Origin of the sequence: Vibrio sp. 661, assembly GCF_033339315.1 — a bacterium.
Lineage (GTDB): Bacteria > Pseudomonadota > Gammaproteobacteria > Enterobacterales > Vibrionaceae > Vibrio > Vibrio alginolyticus.
The window spans coordinates 31,152-46,030 of the sequence record NZ_JAWOUJ010000015.1; the positions used below are offsets into that span (position 1 = coordinate 31,152).

14 protein-coding genes are annotated in these 14,879 nt (G+C 44.4%); 12 read left to right on the forward strand and 2 right to left on the reverse strand.

The annotated features are described in order from the left end of the window. The first annotated feature begins 7 nt into the window (after nt 1-7). The 5 genes from R7P69_RS19670 to R7P69_RS19690 all read left to right on the forward strand — a co-directional run bounded on the left by R7P69_RS19670 (nt 8) and on the right by R7P69_RS19690 (nt 5,304). Nucleotides 8-1,045 carry an imelysin family protein gene (locus tag R7P69_RS19670; RefSeq protein ID WP_318121657.1) on the forward strand — a complete coding sequence of 346 codons (1,038 nt, stop codon included), beginning with the start codon at nt 8-10 and terminating at the stop codon, nt 1,043-1,045. Then, nucleotides 1,026-2,108: a DUF1513 domain-containing protein gene (locus tag R7P69_RS19675; protein ID WP_225474044.1), complete on the forward strand. Its 1,083-nt coding sequence runs from the start codon at nt 1,026-1,028 to the stop codon at nt 2,106-2,108. The genes R7P69_RS19670 and R7P69_RS19675 overlap by 20 nt, the downstream gene beginning before the upstream one ends. Nucleotides 2,109-2,261: 153 nt before the next feature. Beyond that, nucleotides 2,262-3,803, forward strand: a complete 1,542-nt coding sequence (locus R7P69_RS19680; protein ID WP_005376852.1) for a L,D-transpeptidase family protein — start codon at nt 2,262-2,264, stop codon at nt 3,801-3,803. Between the two features lie 166 nt (nt 3,804-3,969). Then, complete coding sequence (locus R7P69_RS19685; RefSeq protein ID WP_031778936.1) at nt 3,970-4,518, forward strand: DUF882 domain-containing protein; 549 nt, start codon at nt 3,970-3,972, stop codon at nt 4,516-4,518. 129 nt (nt 4,519-4,647) lie between these two features. Further along, complete coding sequence (locus R7P69_RS19690; protein WP_005376855.1) at nt 4,648-5,304, forward strand: MBL fold metallo-hydrolase; 657 nt, start codon at nt 4,648-4,650, stop codon at nt 5,302-5,304. Between the two features lie 18 nt (nt 5,305-5,322). Here the strand turns inward: R7P69_RS19690 and R7P69_RS19695 are convergent, their stop codons facing one another. Continuing rightward, entirely contained in the window at nt 5,323-5,988 is a 666-nt protein-coding gene (locus R7P69_RS19695) for a DUF2982 domain-containing protein (RefSeq protein ID WP_005376857.1), read from the reverse strand. A 273-nt stretch (nt 5,989-6,261) separates the two neighbouring features. Between R7P69_RS19695 and R7P69_RS19700 the strand changes: the two genes are divergently transcribed. The 6 genes from R7P69_RS19700 (at nt 6,262) to R7P69_RS19725 (ending at nt 12,264) form a co-directional block, all read left to right on the forward strand. After that, nucleotides 6,262-6,666, forward strand: coding sequence for a hypothetical protein (locus R7P69_RS19700; protein ID WP_047103233.1), 405 nt, complete (start codon nt 6,262-6,264; stop codon nt 6,664-6,666). Nucleotides 6,667-7,080: 414 nt separating this feature from the next. Next, nucleotides 7,081-8,172: a TRAP transporter substrate-binding protein gene (locus R7P69_RS19705; RefSeq protein WP_182039495.1), complete on the forward strand. Its 1,092-nt coding sequence runs from the start codon at nt 7,081-7,083 to the stop codon at nt 8,170-8,172. A gap of 115 nt (nt 8,173-8,287) precedes the next feature. Further along, on the forward strand, nt 8,288-8,827 hold the full coding sequence (locus R7P69_RS19710; RefSeq protein WP_053306570.1) for a TRAP transporter small permease subunit: 540 nt from the start codon (nt 8,288-8,290) through the stop codon (nt 8,825-8,827). A 12-nt stretch (nt 8,828-8,839) separates the two neighbouring features. Beyond that, nucleotides 8,840-10,126 carry a TRAP transporter large permease gene (locus R7P69_RS19715; protein ID WP_005376871.1) on the forward strand — a complete coding sequence of 429 codons (1,287 nt, stop codon included), beginning with the start codon at nt 8,840-8,842 and terminating at the stop codon, nt 10,124-10,126. Nucleotides 10,127-10,277: 151 nt separating this feature from the next. Next, nucleotides 10,278-11,633, forward strand: a complete 1,356-nt coding sequence (locus R7P69_RS19720) for a cache domain-containing protein (RefSeq protein WP_238952021.1) — start codon at nt 10,278-10,280, stop codon at nt 11,631-11,633. Beyond that, nucleotides 11,626-12,264, forward strand: a complete 639-nt coding sequence (locus tag R7P69_RS19725) for a response regulator (RefSeq protein ID WP_005376875.1) — start codon at nt 11,626-11,628, stop codon at nt 12,262-12,264. The genes R7P69_RS19720 and R7P69_RS19725 overlap by 8 nt, the downstream gene beginning before the upstream one ends. A 40-nt stretch (nt 12,265-12,304) precedes the next feature. Here the strand turns inward: R7P69_RS19725 and R7P69_RS19730 are convergent, their stop codons facing one another. Continuing rightward, complete coding sequence (locus R7P69_RS19730) at nt 12,305-12,781, reverse strand: MarR family winged helix-turn-helix transcriptional regulator (RefSeq protein WP_005376877.1); 477 nt, start codon at nt 12,779-12,781, stop codon at nt 12,305-12,307. Between the two features lie 387 nt (nt 12,782-13,168). Here R7P69_RS19730 and R7P69_RS19735 point away from each other — a divergent pair, with 387 nt between their 5' ends. Continuing rightward, on the forward strand, nt 13,169-14,740 hold the full coding sequence (locus tag R7P69_RS19735; protein WP_005376879.1) for a BCCT family transporter: 1,572 nt from the start codon (nt 13,169-13,171) through the stop codon (nt 14,738-14,740). Nucleotides 14,741-14,879: the final 139 nt, after the last annotated feature.

The following is a 14,879-nucleotide window of genomic DNA, read 5'->3' on the forward strand; positions in this document are numbered from 1 at the left end:
AGCAACCATGAAAAAAACACTGTTAGTGAGTGCGATTGCCGCAACGTTAAGTTTGGTTGGTTGCCAATCGACCGTCGGTTCGAGCTCAGCCAAGCCTGAGAGTACAAGTCATATTTCTCAAAGCGTGTACGAGGTTGAGTTTCAATCAGCTCAGACGTTTTTAGCGCAAACCACAGAACTTGAACAGCGCTTCGCGGATTACTGCGCATCAGAGTCGAAAGATGATGCACCAGTAAAACAGCAATGGCATCAAACTATGCTTGCGTGGATGGCATTACAAGGTCAAGAACGTGGCCCTGCTACGGCGTTGGAGCAAAGCTGGAATGTTCAGTTTTTGCCAGATAAAAAGAACACCACTGGTCGTAAAATGTCTGTACTGACGAAATCTGATCAAGCTTGGAGTGCAGAAGATATCTCCACCCAAAGTGTCACCGTGCAAGGTTTAGGTGCATTGGAATGGCTGCTTTACGATAAAGCGTCGACCTTATCTAGCAACAGCAATACCTGTGCGACAGGCGTTTCGATTGCAGAAAACCTCGATAACAAAGCGCAGATCATTGCGGATTCTTGGGCAGAGAACCCTTGGAAATCGCTAGAGGTGACAGAATGGGAATCTGAGTACATTTCACTGCTTTCGAATCAGCTTGAATATAGCATGAAAAAGTTGAGCCGACCGCTAGCGAAGATTGGTAAGCCTCGCCCGTATTTCTCAGAATCGTGGCGTTCAGAGACCTCGCTTTCAAACCTAAAAGCCAACCTTCAAGGGATGGAAGCGTTGTACTTTGCTAACGGAAATGGTCTAGATGCGCTACTTAGAGAGCAAGGCCATGCAGATCTCGCAGACCGTGTTGTTCATCAATTTGAAATGGCGTTAGAAACTTGGCCAGAAGATAAGAGCTTGTTTGCTGCACTACAAACAAAAGAAGGCTATCGCATGGTGCTCGCTCAGTACAATAAGCTAGAGCAATTGAAGTACCTGATTCACGAAGAAGTGGCGATCGAGCTTGGCGTGGTTATAGGATTTAATGCAACCGATGGTGACTGATCAAACCCGCCGAAACTTACTGAAAGCCGCTCTATTCGGGGCGGCTACACCTATGATGCCATTTGGTTGTGCTTCAACAAGCTCACGTGAGCCTGCGTTGATCGGCTGCTCTATCATTGGCCGAGATAAATACGCCGCGGTGGTGGCAGATGAGCATGGTATACCGCTATCTTCATTGCCGATTCCTGAGCGTGGTCACGGTGTGGCAACCAACCAACAAGGCCACGCCGTAGTCTTTGGTCGTCGGCCAGGTACTTTCTTCATGGTGTTTGATTATCGCTCAGAGCAGATGATCAAACTGCAGCTAGCAAAACCAAACCGCCATTTCTATGGGCATGGCGTTTACTCCCATGATGGCACATTGCTATTTGCCACAGAAGGGGAGAGGGGGACAAGTCGCGGGATCATTGGTGTTTATGATGTGCAGAAGCAATATCAAAAAATCGATGAGTTAACAGGTTTTGGCCTTGGCCCGCATGAAGTGATCATGATGCCTGACGGCGCACTAGCGATTGGCGTCGGTGGCGTACACACCAACGGCCGTGAACCACTGAACCTTGAAACGATGAAACCGAGCTTAAGTTATCTTTCACAAGATGGTGCGTTGCTGGATCAGGTTTCTTTACCGGATCACAAGTTGAGTATTCGCCACTTAGCCCATGATGGTGCGGAAACCGTGCTTTGTGGGCAGCAATATCGTGGTGAGCCGGATGAGTATCCAGCCTTGATCGCCATGCACACACGTGGTGGTGAAATGCAAGATCTTCAAGCTGAACCTGAAGAGTGGGCGCGTTTCAATCACTACGTTGCGAGTATTGCAGCAACCGATGAATGGATCTTAGCCACTTCGCCTCCGGGCAGTTGTTATGGTATATGGTCTAAATCTACTGGCAAATTGGTAGAGCTAAGTGCGTTACCAGACGCCTCTGGTGTTGTGGTCTATGGCGATGAGTTCCGAGTCAGCTCTGGGGCGGGAAAAGTGGTAGAGCAAAGACCAGAGGAGTCAAAAAGTACCTTCGCAAGCGGAGTGCAATGGGACAACCATTGGTCGAGAATTATCTAGAAAGATCATTGAGTAATTACTTATAGAGAGTTTTGTTGTCGTTTTCGGCATCAGATTCTTAATTTTAAACCTGCAAGCTGTGAGATATTTGCCATACTTTTTATTATGGCAAGTAGCGCAAGGATCATTTCAGTGTTTGCTAGGGTTTTAATCATGACGGCACTTCTGGTGCCGTTTTGCAGCTTTTCCACCGTCGTTTCTCTCGAAGCTTCAGCGCAAGTCGAGCAAGAGGGAGCGGTACAAAAGCTGTCTGTAGAAAAAATGATCCATTATCCAGAGGTGATTGATCAACTGTATCAAAGCACCAATTACCGTTTGAACTGGGAAAATGAAAGTGATATTGAGCAGTTTCTTTTTCAAGTAAACCTGGTTGCTCTTGCGGATGTCACCGACGAATTCGAAAATCAACTTCACCGGATAAACCAAGTAAGGTGGCAGGGAGATAATCTCGACTTCGATTTAGTGATGACAGACTCACTCTTGATGTACCTTAGTTATCTTGAGCAACTCCCCGAAGAAGGGATTAATTGGCTATTTACAGACAAAGCCCATGTTACGTTACCCGCTCCTAGCATCGATACTTTATCGGTTTTGAGTAATGAGATTACGGTTGGCAAACTTGGTCAGTTTTTGGCAAGTCTCCGGTCTCCATTACAAACAGATGATGCTTTCTACTCCGCCTATTCTTCGCTATCGGAACATTCTCAGTACCAATATCCTGCCTATCAACAAACTGGGCTAGCACGTGTTGGCGATATATTAGAAAACAGACCCCTATTGATTGAGCGAATGGAGATCGTAGGCGTAGATGTTTCTTACTTGGATTTAGTCACTGAAGAATATGACGAACAATTAGAGCTTGCGATAAAAGAGTTCCAGCGTATTCATGGTTTGAAAGAAGATGGCGTTATCGGCCCGAATACCATTCGATGGATCAACTTTTCTCCTCAAGAGCGATTGCATCTGCTGGCGTTGAATTCTGAGCGTTCAAGAATTTGGTCGAAAGAAAGGGATAATGTTGTCTTTGTTAACGTGCCTGGATACGAAGTCACGTATTGGCATGACGGTCAACCCTTGTTTGAGTCTAAAGTTGTGGTAGGGAGAGCATCAAGAAAAACACCCATCATGTCGGTGGCATTGGATTCAGTTATTCTCAACCCAACTTGGAACGTGCCTTGGACTATCATGGTTAAAGACATTATTCCTAAAGTAAAACGTAATCCGATGTATTTGATTAACCATAACATTCAAATCATTCGGTCTTGGACTTCGAACGAAATTATTGACCCTACAACCATCAATTGGGCAACGGTGAATCCGAGAACATTTCCTTATCGTATGCGACAGGCGTCGGGCTTACAAAATGCACTGGGATTGTACAAGTTCAATATGCCTAACCCACAAGCTATTTATTTGCATGACACGCCAAGTAAGAACTTGTTTGAACAGGACAGACGCGCATTCAGCTCAGGATGTGTTCGTGTAGAACATGCAGACCAGTTAGCAGAACTTCTGTTCAAAACTCAGGGGCTGGAAGAACGTTTAGCGAAAAAGCGAGAAAGTTCTCGTCGGTCTAACACGTCAGTTCCTTTGGGAGAGCGCATTCAAGTACACATCATTTATCAAACAGCATGGTTGGAAGAGGGAACGCTTTACTACCGTGATGATATCTATAAGTACGATCACCGCAGTTGAAATCTTTAAGGAAAATTTACAAAACGAAGAATTCTCTTTTCGTTCAATAATTAATCAACAATTACTGCATCTGAAAATCAAGATGGAGCATTTTATGCATTTGACGTGACAAATGTGTTTGGTTAATGTCCACGACTTGTCTAGTTGTTGAGCACTGTATTTTGAAATGGTAAGTCGTAACTTTTCCCGCCGAGATTTCCTTAAAATGACCGCTGGTGGTGTGGTGTTGGCGTCTGCCCTGCCATCATTTTCTTGGGCTTCACTCCCTGACGAGCCACGTGCGCTGGCGATGAACAATCTTAATACTGGAGAGATCCTCGAAACATGCTATTTCGATGGAAAACGATACATTAATGATGAACTTCAAAGGCTGAATGAGTTTTGTCGAGACCATCGACGGAATGAGGTTCATCCGATGGATCGACGCTTGTTCGATCAAATAAGCCAAATTCAAAAGTTAATTGGTACAGAAGCAGAGGTGATCGTCATTTCAGGTTACCGTTCTCCTGCCACTAACGCCTCGCTGCGCAACGGGTCTTCTCGTGTAGCGAAAAAGAGCATGCACATGGAAGGAAAGGCCATTGATTTTCGTTTAGACGGCGTGAAGCTTTCAACGGTTCGTGATGCTGCATTAAGCCTAAAAGCCGGTGGCGTGGGTTATTATCCAGGTAGTAACTTTGTTCATATCGATACGGGAGCTGTTCGTTCCTGGTAGTGCTAGTTGAGACAAGGTTTCTAGTCTCAGAACGTCGTCGATTACCCACAGTTCAAAGCTTGAAGTCGCTAGGCCTTAGTGTCATAGTTGCGGCAGTTTTCATGCAAATTTATTCGGTATAGGTTATCTATGGCTCTGAAATACCAAGTTGTTCCAGTAACATCTTTCTCTCAAAACTGTTCTATTGTCTGGTGTGACGAAACCATGAAAGGTATTGTGGTTGACCCAGGCGGCGATGAAAAGCAGCTCGCTATGCTTATCAAAGAGCTGGGTGTTGACGTGGTAAACCTAGTGCTAACACACGGCCACTTGGACCACGTAGGTGGCACGGAGCCGCTGTCTGCACTGCTTGGCGGTACAGAGATTGTTGGTCCTCACAAGGCAGATAACTTCTGGTTGCAAGGTTTGGAAGGTCAGAGCCAAATGTTTGGTTTCCCGCTGACAGAAGCGTTTGAACCGCACCAATGGCTAAATGAGGGTGACACTGTCACTTTCGGTAATCAAGTTCTGAACGTATTCCACACACCTGGTCATACACCTGGTCACGTTGTGCTTTACAGTGAAGAAGCGCGTTTAGCGTTTGTGGGTGACGTTTTGTTTAACGGTAGCATTGGTCGAACTGACTTCCCACAAGGTGATTTCAATACGTTGATTAGCTCTATCAAAGAGAAATTGTGGCCTTTAGGCAATGATGTCACGTTTGTCCCTGGTCACGGCCCTCAATCGACTTTCGGTCATGAGCGTAAAACTAACCCGTTCGTTGCTGACGAGATGCCGCTTTACTAAAAGTGCGTGTACTAAGCATTATTCTGGCTCGGCGGCAGCTAAGTATCGCCGAGTCAGTCCCACAAAATCCTCAGCCTCACGATCTAGATCACTTGCTGATATAAATAGATCGTAGCCGTAGAAACCTCTCTGATACTTCATCCGGTTGGCGAGCATCGCTAACAAACCTTTGTACTCAATCCCATCTCTGTTTATATACGGTTTAGGGTCAAGCACCATATCCTCAAACTTATCTTCACACTGATTTTGTTTCGCGCCTAAGTAAAGCAGTGCTCGCTGGCTGAGGAGAATTTCTGTCGCTATACGAGGGCAGATTGAATTTAAGTAGGGTGAGTAGTGTTTTAGACGAATACCGATCCAAGGTAGCGGTTGGTGCCACCCTTCCTGTTGGTAGCTACAAATACCGATTGACTCAATATTTCGCCATCGGACGACCCAACCTCCTTTAAAAAGGTGTTGCTGAAAGTGAGAAGCTGTCAGCGTAAAAGTGACTTGGCTTTTCTTAATCATCAAGATGGCGAAACCAACGATTGCAGACATCAAAATGACCGACAACATGGCTTGCTTCCATCCCGGAGAAATGGCAACCAAAAACAAAGTGATGAGTGCAACGAGCAACAAAAGTATTCTGTTGATAGGGGAGTCGGGTTTGAAATGTGAATTTGTTAGGTGCAGCGTTTCCATGCTTATAACCTCATCGAATACTTGTCCAAAAATAAGTGGGTAGCTTTATGTGCATTGATTTGCATTCAAAATAAAACAAACCTCTGTTTTTATACCCAGTATTCAATAAATCCGTTCATAAAATATCTGATTAAATAGTAGACGTTCTATGCTTTGAGCGCATTTTTCATCGCGTTTCGCCGCTAAAACCTACAAATTGCTTGTGAATTTTGGTATAAAACGCGCTTCAAATTTTCATCCCTGCTGAGATGCAGTGAACTGGAGAAATATTCAATGAGACTTGCTCATAAGCGTAAAGTGCAGATGAAACTGCAAAAACGCATTAAAGCGACAGTAGCAAACTTAGCTGCAGCACCTAAAGCAGTGAAGCCTGTTGCGGAAAAAGCAGTAGCACCTTCTGTTGCTGAAAAAGCTGTTGCGGAGAAAGTAGTAGCTGATAAAAAAGTAGCTGCAGTGAAAACAGTTGATGTTGCCCTTACTCCTAAGCAACAACAAGTATTAGACATCGTTATTGCGAATGCTGAAGGTATTAACCCTAAAGGCATCGGTCTAGCTGCAGGTCAAGAAGATACTAAAGCGGCATCATGGGCTACTGGCGCACTAAAGAAGCTTCTTGAAGAAAACCTAGTTCAAAAAGAGCAGTTAGCAGGTAACAAAGTTATCTACAAAGCAGTTTAATTACCGCTACCGTTCTAGATTGAATACCTCGGCTGATGCCGAGGTATTTTTTTATCTTGGTATTGGAAATAATGCATTAAGTACTGACTTTAACACTACCAATAAGTGGTTTGTCACATTTTCTTAAATACTATGTAAATTTTTTGGCAGAAAAATACGTAAGTATTGTCTTTTATTTTTATTCATAGATAAAAATATAATTTATTGATTTTGCTATTATTAGTCTTTTGTCATGATGGTTTTCCTACGTACTTGTACGTAATACCTTAGGCTAATGCCTTATTGATGAATCACTCGCTTCCGTGTTCATGCCCATTTCGCATTAGACAACATTGTTACATCTTTTATACCGAATACAGCCAATCCTAATGAAATGGATGACAACAATAACCTTGGTGATAAAGGACGTGAACGATGAGTCTAATCCAAAAATCTTTAAAACGAGTGCTCAAAACAACCGCTGTCGCTGCCGCGATGGCACTCGCAGCGACTTCTGTAAACGCTGCTGAAAAAGTCTATCGTTTAAAGCTTGCTGAAACTTGGGGGCCTAATTTCCCAATTTTTGGTGATACCACAAAAAACATGGCCAAAATGGCGGAAGAGATGTCCAACGGACGTTTGCAAATCCGCATTGATTCCGCAAACAAGCATAAAGCGCCTTTTGGGGTGTTTGATATGGTTAAGTCGGGTCAGTATGACATGGGTCACTCAGCGTCTTATTACTGGAAGGGTAAGGTTCCAAACACACTTTACTTCACTTCTATGCCCTTCGGTATGTTGCCAACCGAGCAGTATGCATGGTTTTACTACGGCGGTGGTATGGAGCTGATGGAAAAAGTGTACTCTCCACATAACTTGATGTCTTTCCCTGGCGGTAATACCGATACTCAGATGGGCGGGTGGTTCCAAAAAGAGATCAAGTCCGTCGAGGACTTACAGGGTTTGAAAATGCGTATCCCAGGGTTTGCTGGTGAGATTTTGGCTGAGTTAGGTGCCAAGCCAACGAATATCGCCCCTGGTGAGCTATATACTTCTCTAGAGCGTCGCACAATTGATGCCTTGGAATGGGTTGGTCCATCGCTGGATCTACGTATGGGCTTCCACAAAATCGCTCCTTACTACTACACAGGTTGGCATGAGCCAGCGACTGAGCTTCAGTTCCTCGTTAACAAGCGCACCTGGAACCGTCTACCTGATGATCTAAAAGCGATTTTGCAAGTAGCCATGAAAACGGCCGCTTACGATATGTACACGCAATCGAAACACGAAAGCGGCAAAAACTGGGCATCTATTAAGTCTGAATACCCAAGTGTTGAAGTAAAAGATTTCCCACCTGAAGTAGTAGCTGCGTTGAGAGAAGCAAACGATCGTTTGTTGAAAGAACATGCAGAAAAAGATGCTTTGGCGAAAGAGATTCAAGAGTCGCAAGCGAACTATATGAATCAAGTTCGACCATGGTCAGATATTTCGCACCGAGCGTACTTAAACAGTCAAGCTCAACAATAACGTTGTGAAGCAGGCGATGCCGAGAGGTTTAGCCTGCTATCGAAGCCCAAGAAAACTTCATAATGAATGCTCCGCACCATAGCGGAGCGCATCTAAACGTTCCACGGAGTTCGGAATGAGAAGTCTTATTTATATTGAGCGATTATTTAACCGCTTTAGCGATTTTCTCGGATGGTTATCCAGCATCCTGTTTATTTTGTTGTTAGCAAACGTTGTGTACGACGTTGTCATGCGTTACGTGTTTAATGATGTGTCTATCGCATTCCAAGAAATGGAATGGCATCTATTCTCTGCCGTGTTCTTGCTTGGTGTGCCTTACGCAATTAAGTCCGGTGGCCATGTTCGCGTCGACATTTTTTATGAACGCTTATCTTACAAAGCACAATCCATCATCGACATCATAGGCACACTATTTTTCTTATTCCCTTTTTGCCTACTGGTAGCTTGGTTTGGTGTTGATTTCGCTAAGGAAAGTTACGCGTTAGGCGAGACGTCTGGTGACCCAGGTGGCTTACCATATCGTTGGATTATCAAAGCGATGATTCCGCTGTCATTTTTCTTTATGGCGGTGAGTGGTATTGGATTGTTACTTCATTCAATCAACAAAATTGTCAACCCTCATCTCATCTATGCCGGTAATAACGGTAAGTCGTAAAAGGAAGTCATTATGATCGGTATAGTGATGTTTTTTGTTGCGCTCTTTGCGCTTCTATTGGGATTTCCCGTTGCCTTTACTTTTGGTGGTATCGCGCTGATTTTTGGTGTTTGGGCTGAAGGCATCGAGATGTTTGCTTTTATGCCATATCGAATTCAGTCCATTATGGAAAATACGGTGCTAATGGCCGTACCGCTGTTCGTTTTTATGGGGCTAGTGCTACAGAAAACGAAGCTTGCTGAACAGCTACTAGAATCAATGGGGCGTTTGTTCGGTGGCGTTCGCGGTGGTATCGCTATTTCTACCGTGTTAGTTGGCGCATTGCTTGCAGCTTCAACGGGTGTGGTAGGCGCATCAGTTGTTGCGATGGGCTTAATATCTCTTCCTGTGATGCTCAAGTACAATTACGACAAAGGTTTAGCGTGTGGGACTATTTGTGCGTCTGGCACGTTGGGCCAAATTATCCCACCTTCTATCGTGTTGATCTTGTTGGGTGATGTACTTGGCGTACCGGTAGGGGACCTATTTCAAGCTGCGATCTGGCCCGGTATTACACTTGTTGGCGCCTATGTGATCTATATTCTCATCTACGCGAAGTTGAACCCTCAAGCCGCACAGGCGATAGAGCGTGATGAGTCGATCAGTCGTAAACAAGAAGTGCTCACCGCACTGAAAGCTGTATTGCCACCTTTAGCATTGATCATCGTGGTATTGGGCTCCATCTTTGCAGGGATTGCAACACCAACAGAGTCAGCGGCACTGGGTGGTGCAGGTGCGATTATTTTATCGCTATTGTATAAGCAGTTTAGTTGGTCGATGATTTATGATGCATCAAAAGAGACAGTTAAAGTAACCGCAATGGTCTTTGCGATCTTACTTGGTGCGACCGCCTTTTCAATGGCATTTACCTACACTGGTGGTGATTATTTAGTTGAAGAGTGGATGTTAGAACTGCCGGGTGAAAAGTGGGGATTCCTTATTATTACCATGGTGGTGATTCTGATTTTAGGTTTCTTTATCGACTTCGTTGAAATCTGTTTTATCATCGTGCCAATTATTGCGCCAGTCGCTGAATTGATGGGCATTAATATGACGTGGTTTGCGATTCTTATTGCGATGAACTTGCAGACGTCGTTCCTCACACCGCCATTTGGCTTTAGTTTGTTCTATCTAAAAGGTGTCGCTCCAGCAGGGGTTACTACGCGAGATATCTACAAAGGTGTGATGCCATTCATCGCGATTCAGATTGTTGTGTTGGCGTCTTTGCTGTTTTTCCCAGGTTTTTACGGTATGAGTTAATCACTCGATAATAAAGAGATTTTGTGAACTGAGAGTTTTTACCTTTTGAGACAAGTTGTTAAGCTGTTAATTATGTCTATGCAGACACAATCGATTCGTTTGTACTGCTAAGATAGTAAGCTGTAAAGGCAGCGTTTCATGGAGGGAAGGGATGCCTCTCAAAGCAAAGTTAATTCTGCTGACACTGATACCCGTGGTATTGGTGTCAGCGAGTATCAGCTGGATCTCTATCTATCAAACTAAGACCCTTGGCAAAAGGGAGGTGGAGATCTTTCATCAAAACCTGATCCAATCAAAAGAAGCGGCGCTGAAAGATACGGTCGACGTCGCTTTTGACTCCATTTCTTACATCTACAACGATCCGACTTTAGAAGAGAGTGCTGCCAAAACGCGTGTGAAAGCGATTTTAAATCGTTTGAGTTATGGGTCGGACGGCTATTTTTTTGCTTATGATAAATATGGTACCAACCTTGTACACCCAGTTCTTCCGGAGCTTGTCGGGGAAAACTTACTCTATCTTGAAGACGAAAATGGCGATCGCTTAATCGAAGCTCTATTGTATCAAGCGCAATCCGGTGGTGGATTTCATCAGTACCTGTGGCAAAAGCCATCTACGGGTGAAGTTGTCCCTAAGCTTAGTTACGCTGCATGGCTCGATAAGTGGGAATGGATGATAGGGACTGGGCTGTATATTGAGGATGTAAGCCGAGAAGTCGCCAATATGCGCGCGGCGGTGAACAAAAATATCGAAACGACATTTTTCTCAGTCGTCGTGATCTTAGCGGTGACCGTTGCTGTAATCATTGTTCTCACTCTGGCGATCAATCTGCACGAGCATCGCCTCGCTGATAAGAACCTGAAAGAATTGGCACATAAAACCGTGATGTTCCAAGAAGATGAGAAAAAGCATTTAGCGCGAGAACTGCATGATGGAATCAATCAGTTGTTAGTCTCCAGTAAATGTCATTTAGACTTAATGAGTCATAGACTGGAAGACGAAAAACTCAAATCCCACTTAGATAAATCACAACGATCGCTCGTCACCGCGATAAATGAGGTGCGGCATATTTCTCATCAGCTCCGTCCAAGCGCCCTCGATGATATCGGTTTAGAAGCAGCACTGACGACCTTGCTACAGGACTTTCATTCCCATTCCGGGATTGATATCGAGAGCAATTTCGATACTCAGCAGTATAAACTGACTTCGGAAGTCGCAACGACACTATATCGCGTCGCTCAGGAGTCTTTGAATAACATTGAAAAACATGCGCGAGCGAAAAAAGTAACGGTTACTTTGCAAAAAATGGGCAATATGCTGCAATTACTCATACGTGACGATGGGCTTGGATTTGTGGTTAACCATGCAGTGCACCAACAAGGGATTGGGTTAAGGAACATGCAAGAGCGTGTAGAGTTCATCGGTGGTGAATTTGAGCTAATGAGTGAGCTTGGCTTGGGAACAGAGATTACTGTGCTGCTTAATTTGGATGAAATAGTTTATGGATAAACCGATTAGTGTAGTGATTGTCGATGATCATCAAGTGGTATTGGATGGCTTCATGGCTCGTTTGGAGTTAGAGCCTGACATCGAAGTGGTGGGTACAGCAAGTAATGGTTTGGAAGCGATAGAGGTCGCAAAGCACTTGCAACCGGACGTCATATTGATGGATATCAGCATGCCAATAATGAACGGTATTGAAGCGACTGGTGTGATTAAAGAAGCTCGCCCAGAGAGCAAAATACTTATGTTGACCATGCACGATAATCGCGAGTACATCATGAAGGTCATGCAAGCTGGTGCCGTAGGATATATGCTCAAGGAAATCTCGGCCGAGAAAATGGTGCAAGCAATAAAAACGGTGAACCAAGGCTCGACGTATTTCTGTGAATCCGTCACACAAACACTCTTTACCCAAGAAGTGGTGCCTGCCACGCAAAAAACGAATCCTCTCAGCCGCAGGGAAGAAGCGGTACTTAAATTAGTTGCTCAAGGAAACAGCAGCAAGAAAATCGCCACTTTACTCAATATTAGTTATCGAACGGTAGAGACGCATCGCCATAACATTAAGCACAAGTTGGACTTACATTCGACGGCAGAGTTAGCAAAATATGCGTTTGAAACTGGGTTGACTGAGTAGGAGAGTAGTGCCCGCAAAAAGCGAGCACGTGGGAGCGAAACTAATCGGCTTTGGTAATGCTACCAAGCTCTAGCATTGGAGCAACATCGATGTCCTCTGCATTCATCATCGTCGAGATGCGTTGAACGGAAGATAGTAGAAGGGATTGCTCCCATTCTTCCAATTTTTGGAATCGATTAATGAAGTGCTCTTGCAGCGGCGTTGGTGCTTGTTTTAAGGCTTCTTGGCCCTTGCTCGTAAGTACAGCATGCACTTTACGCTTGTCTTGAACACTGCGCTGACGCTCAACAAACTGGCCTCGTTCTAGTCGATCTAGAATGGTCGTTGCGGTCGCTTGGCTCATGTTAGTGTGGCTAGACAACTGTTTAATCGTCACGTTATCTAAGTCATTGATAGCGCGCATCAAAATCAACTGTGGAGCAGTCAATCCAGACTCTTTGCTCAGCTTTTTAGAATGTAAATCAATAGCGCGGATGATCTGACGAATCGAGACCAATACTTCTTCGTACTTTTCCAATTTATTCATCCAGTCTGTAGGGAACATTTATCGAGGCGACACTAACTTAAATGCGCCCTTATTTAAAGGGGGGAAATCAAAAATTACCTCTACAATTTTACGCCGTGTCCTCAATACCATTTTGTCGCGCCTTTTCGACAAAATAAGAAGAGCTAAAATTATTATAGCAATAAATGTTTGTGGTCTAACTATTGTAGTAGTGATTTGTTCTATCAAAGGCCGTAATCACACAGTGAAAAGTAAGTTATTGGATTTTTTAATAGCAAAAAGATAGACAAAAACGTGTCAAATGATAGGATCTTGCGCCTTCACGGAATGCAAAACGTATCGTGTTCGAAAGATTTTTTTGTTTGGTACGTAAAAACACTACAAAAATAGAGAGGAACGATGACAAAGGGTATAGATAAGTACAGTATCGATAGTACCGACTATACGGTAGGTCAGGACAACGTTCAAAAATGGGGTTTTGATGTTCATAACCCAGTTTTTGGTATTAGTGCAGGTTTAATTGCGCTGTTTCTTGTCGCTGCATTAGTTCTAGATGCACATACCGCAAAGACGGCACTTGATGGGCTGAAGTGGAAAATTATTGGTTCATTCGATTGGTTGTTCATTATTGCAGGTAACATTTTCGTTATTTTCTGTTTGGCGCTTATCGTCTCACCAATGGGTAAGATCCGACTAGGTGGTAAAGACGCTGTTGCCGATTACTCGTTTATGTCATGGCTTGCAATGCTATTTGCAGCTGGTATGGGTATCGGTTTAATGTTCTGGAGTGTTGCAGAACCTGTCGCTTACTTCACCGGTTGGTATGAAACGCCACTTGGTGTTGAGGCAAATACACCAGAAGCCGCGAGATTGGCACTGGGTGCAACGATGTTCCACTGGGGCCTTCACCCATGGGCAATTTACGGTGTTGTAGCACTTTCTTTAGCATTCTTTGCCTACAACAAAGGTTTACCGCTATCTATGCGTTCGATCTTCTACCCACTTCTGGGTGATCGTGCATGGGGTTGGGCTGGCCACATTGTGGACATTCTGGCTGTGCTTGCGACTTTATTTGGTCTTGCTACATCCCTAGGTCTAGGTGCGCAGCAAGCAGCAAGTGGTATTCATCACGTATTTGGTGTTGAGCCAGGCCTAGGTCTGCAAATCGTCGTTATTACCGTAGTGACTTTACTTGCTGTTGTTTCAGTCGTACGCGGCATCGATGGTGGTGTTAAAGTCATTAGTAACATCAACATGGTTGTGGCGTTCTTGCTACTTCTCCTTGTTGGTCTTATCGGTTGGGCGGCGAGCCTAGGTTCGATTCCAACCACACTTATGGCATATGTAGAGAATATCATCCCACTAAGTAACCCGTTTGGTCGTACGGACGAAGCTTGGTTCCAAGGCTGGACAGTGTTCTACTGGGCTTGGTGGATTTCATGGTCGCCATTCGTAGGCATGTTCATCGCGCGTGTTTCTCGTGGTCGTACCGTTCGCGAGTTCATCACAGCAGTTCTACTGGTTCCAACTGCGGTTACCGTTGTTTGGATGTCTGTATTTGGTGGCCTGGCGATCGAGCAAGTTGTTGATAAAGTAGGTGAGCTGGGCACAAATGGCTTGACTGACGTATCACTTGCTATGTTCCAAATGTTTGATGTTCTTCCATTTGGTAGCATGCTTTCTATCATCGCTGTTGTGTTGGTACTTGTGTTCTTCATTACGTCTTCTGACTCTGGTTCACTTGTTATCGACAGTATCACGGCAGGTGGTAAAGTCGATGCACCTGTACTTCAACGTGTCTTCTGGGCATTCATGGAAGGTGCAATTGCGGTTGCTCTGCTATGGATTGGTGGCTCCGAGGCGGTTCAAGCTCTTCAGGCTGGTGCCATTTCTACAGCACTGCCATTTACCTTCATTCTGCTTGCAATGTGTGTGAGCTTATTGATGGGTATGCGAACTGAGCGTCAGTAATTCGGCATTTTATAAAACCGTTTGACTAACAATTAATCAAAAGGCCAGCAATTTGCTGGCTTTTTTTGTGCGGTTTTTATGACGCTCGAGACAAAAAAATGACACATGAAAGTTCATATTTTACAAAGAGTTAATGTGC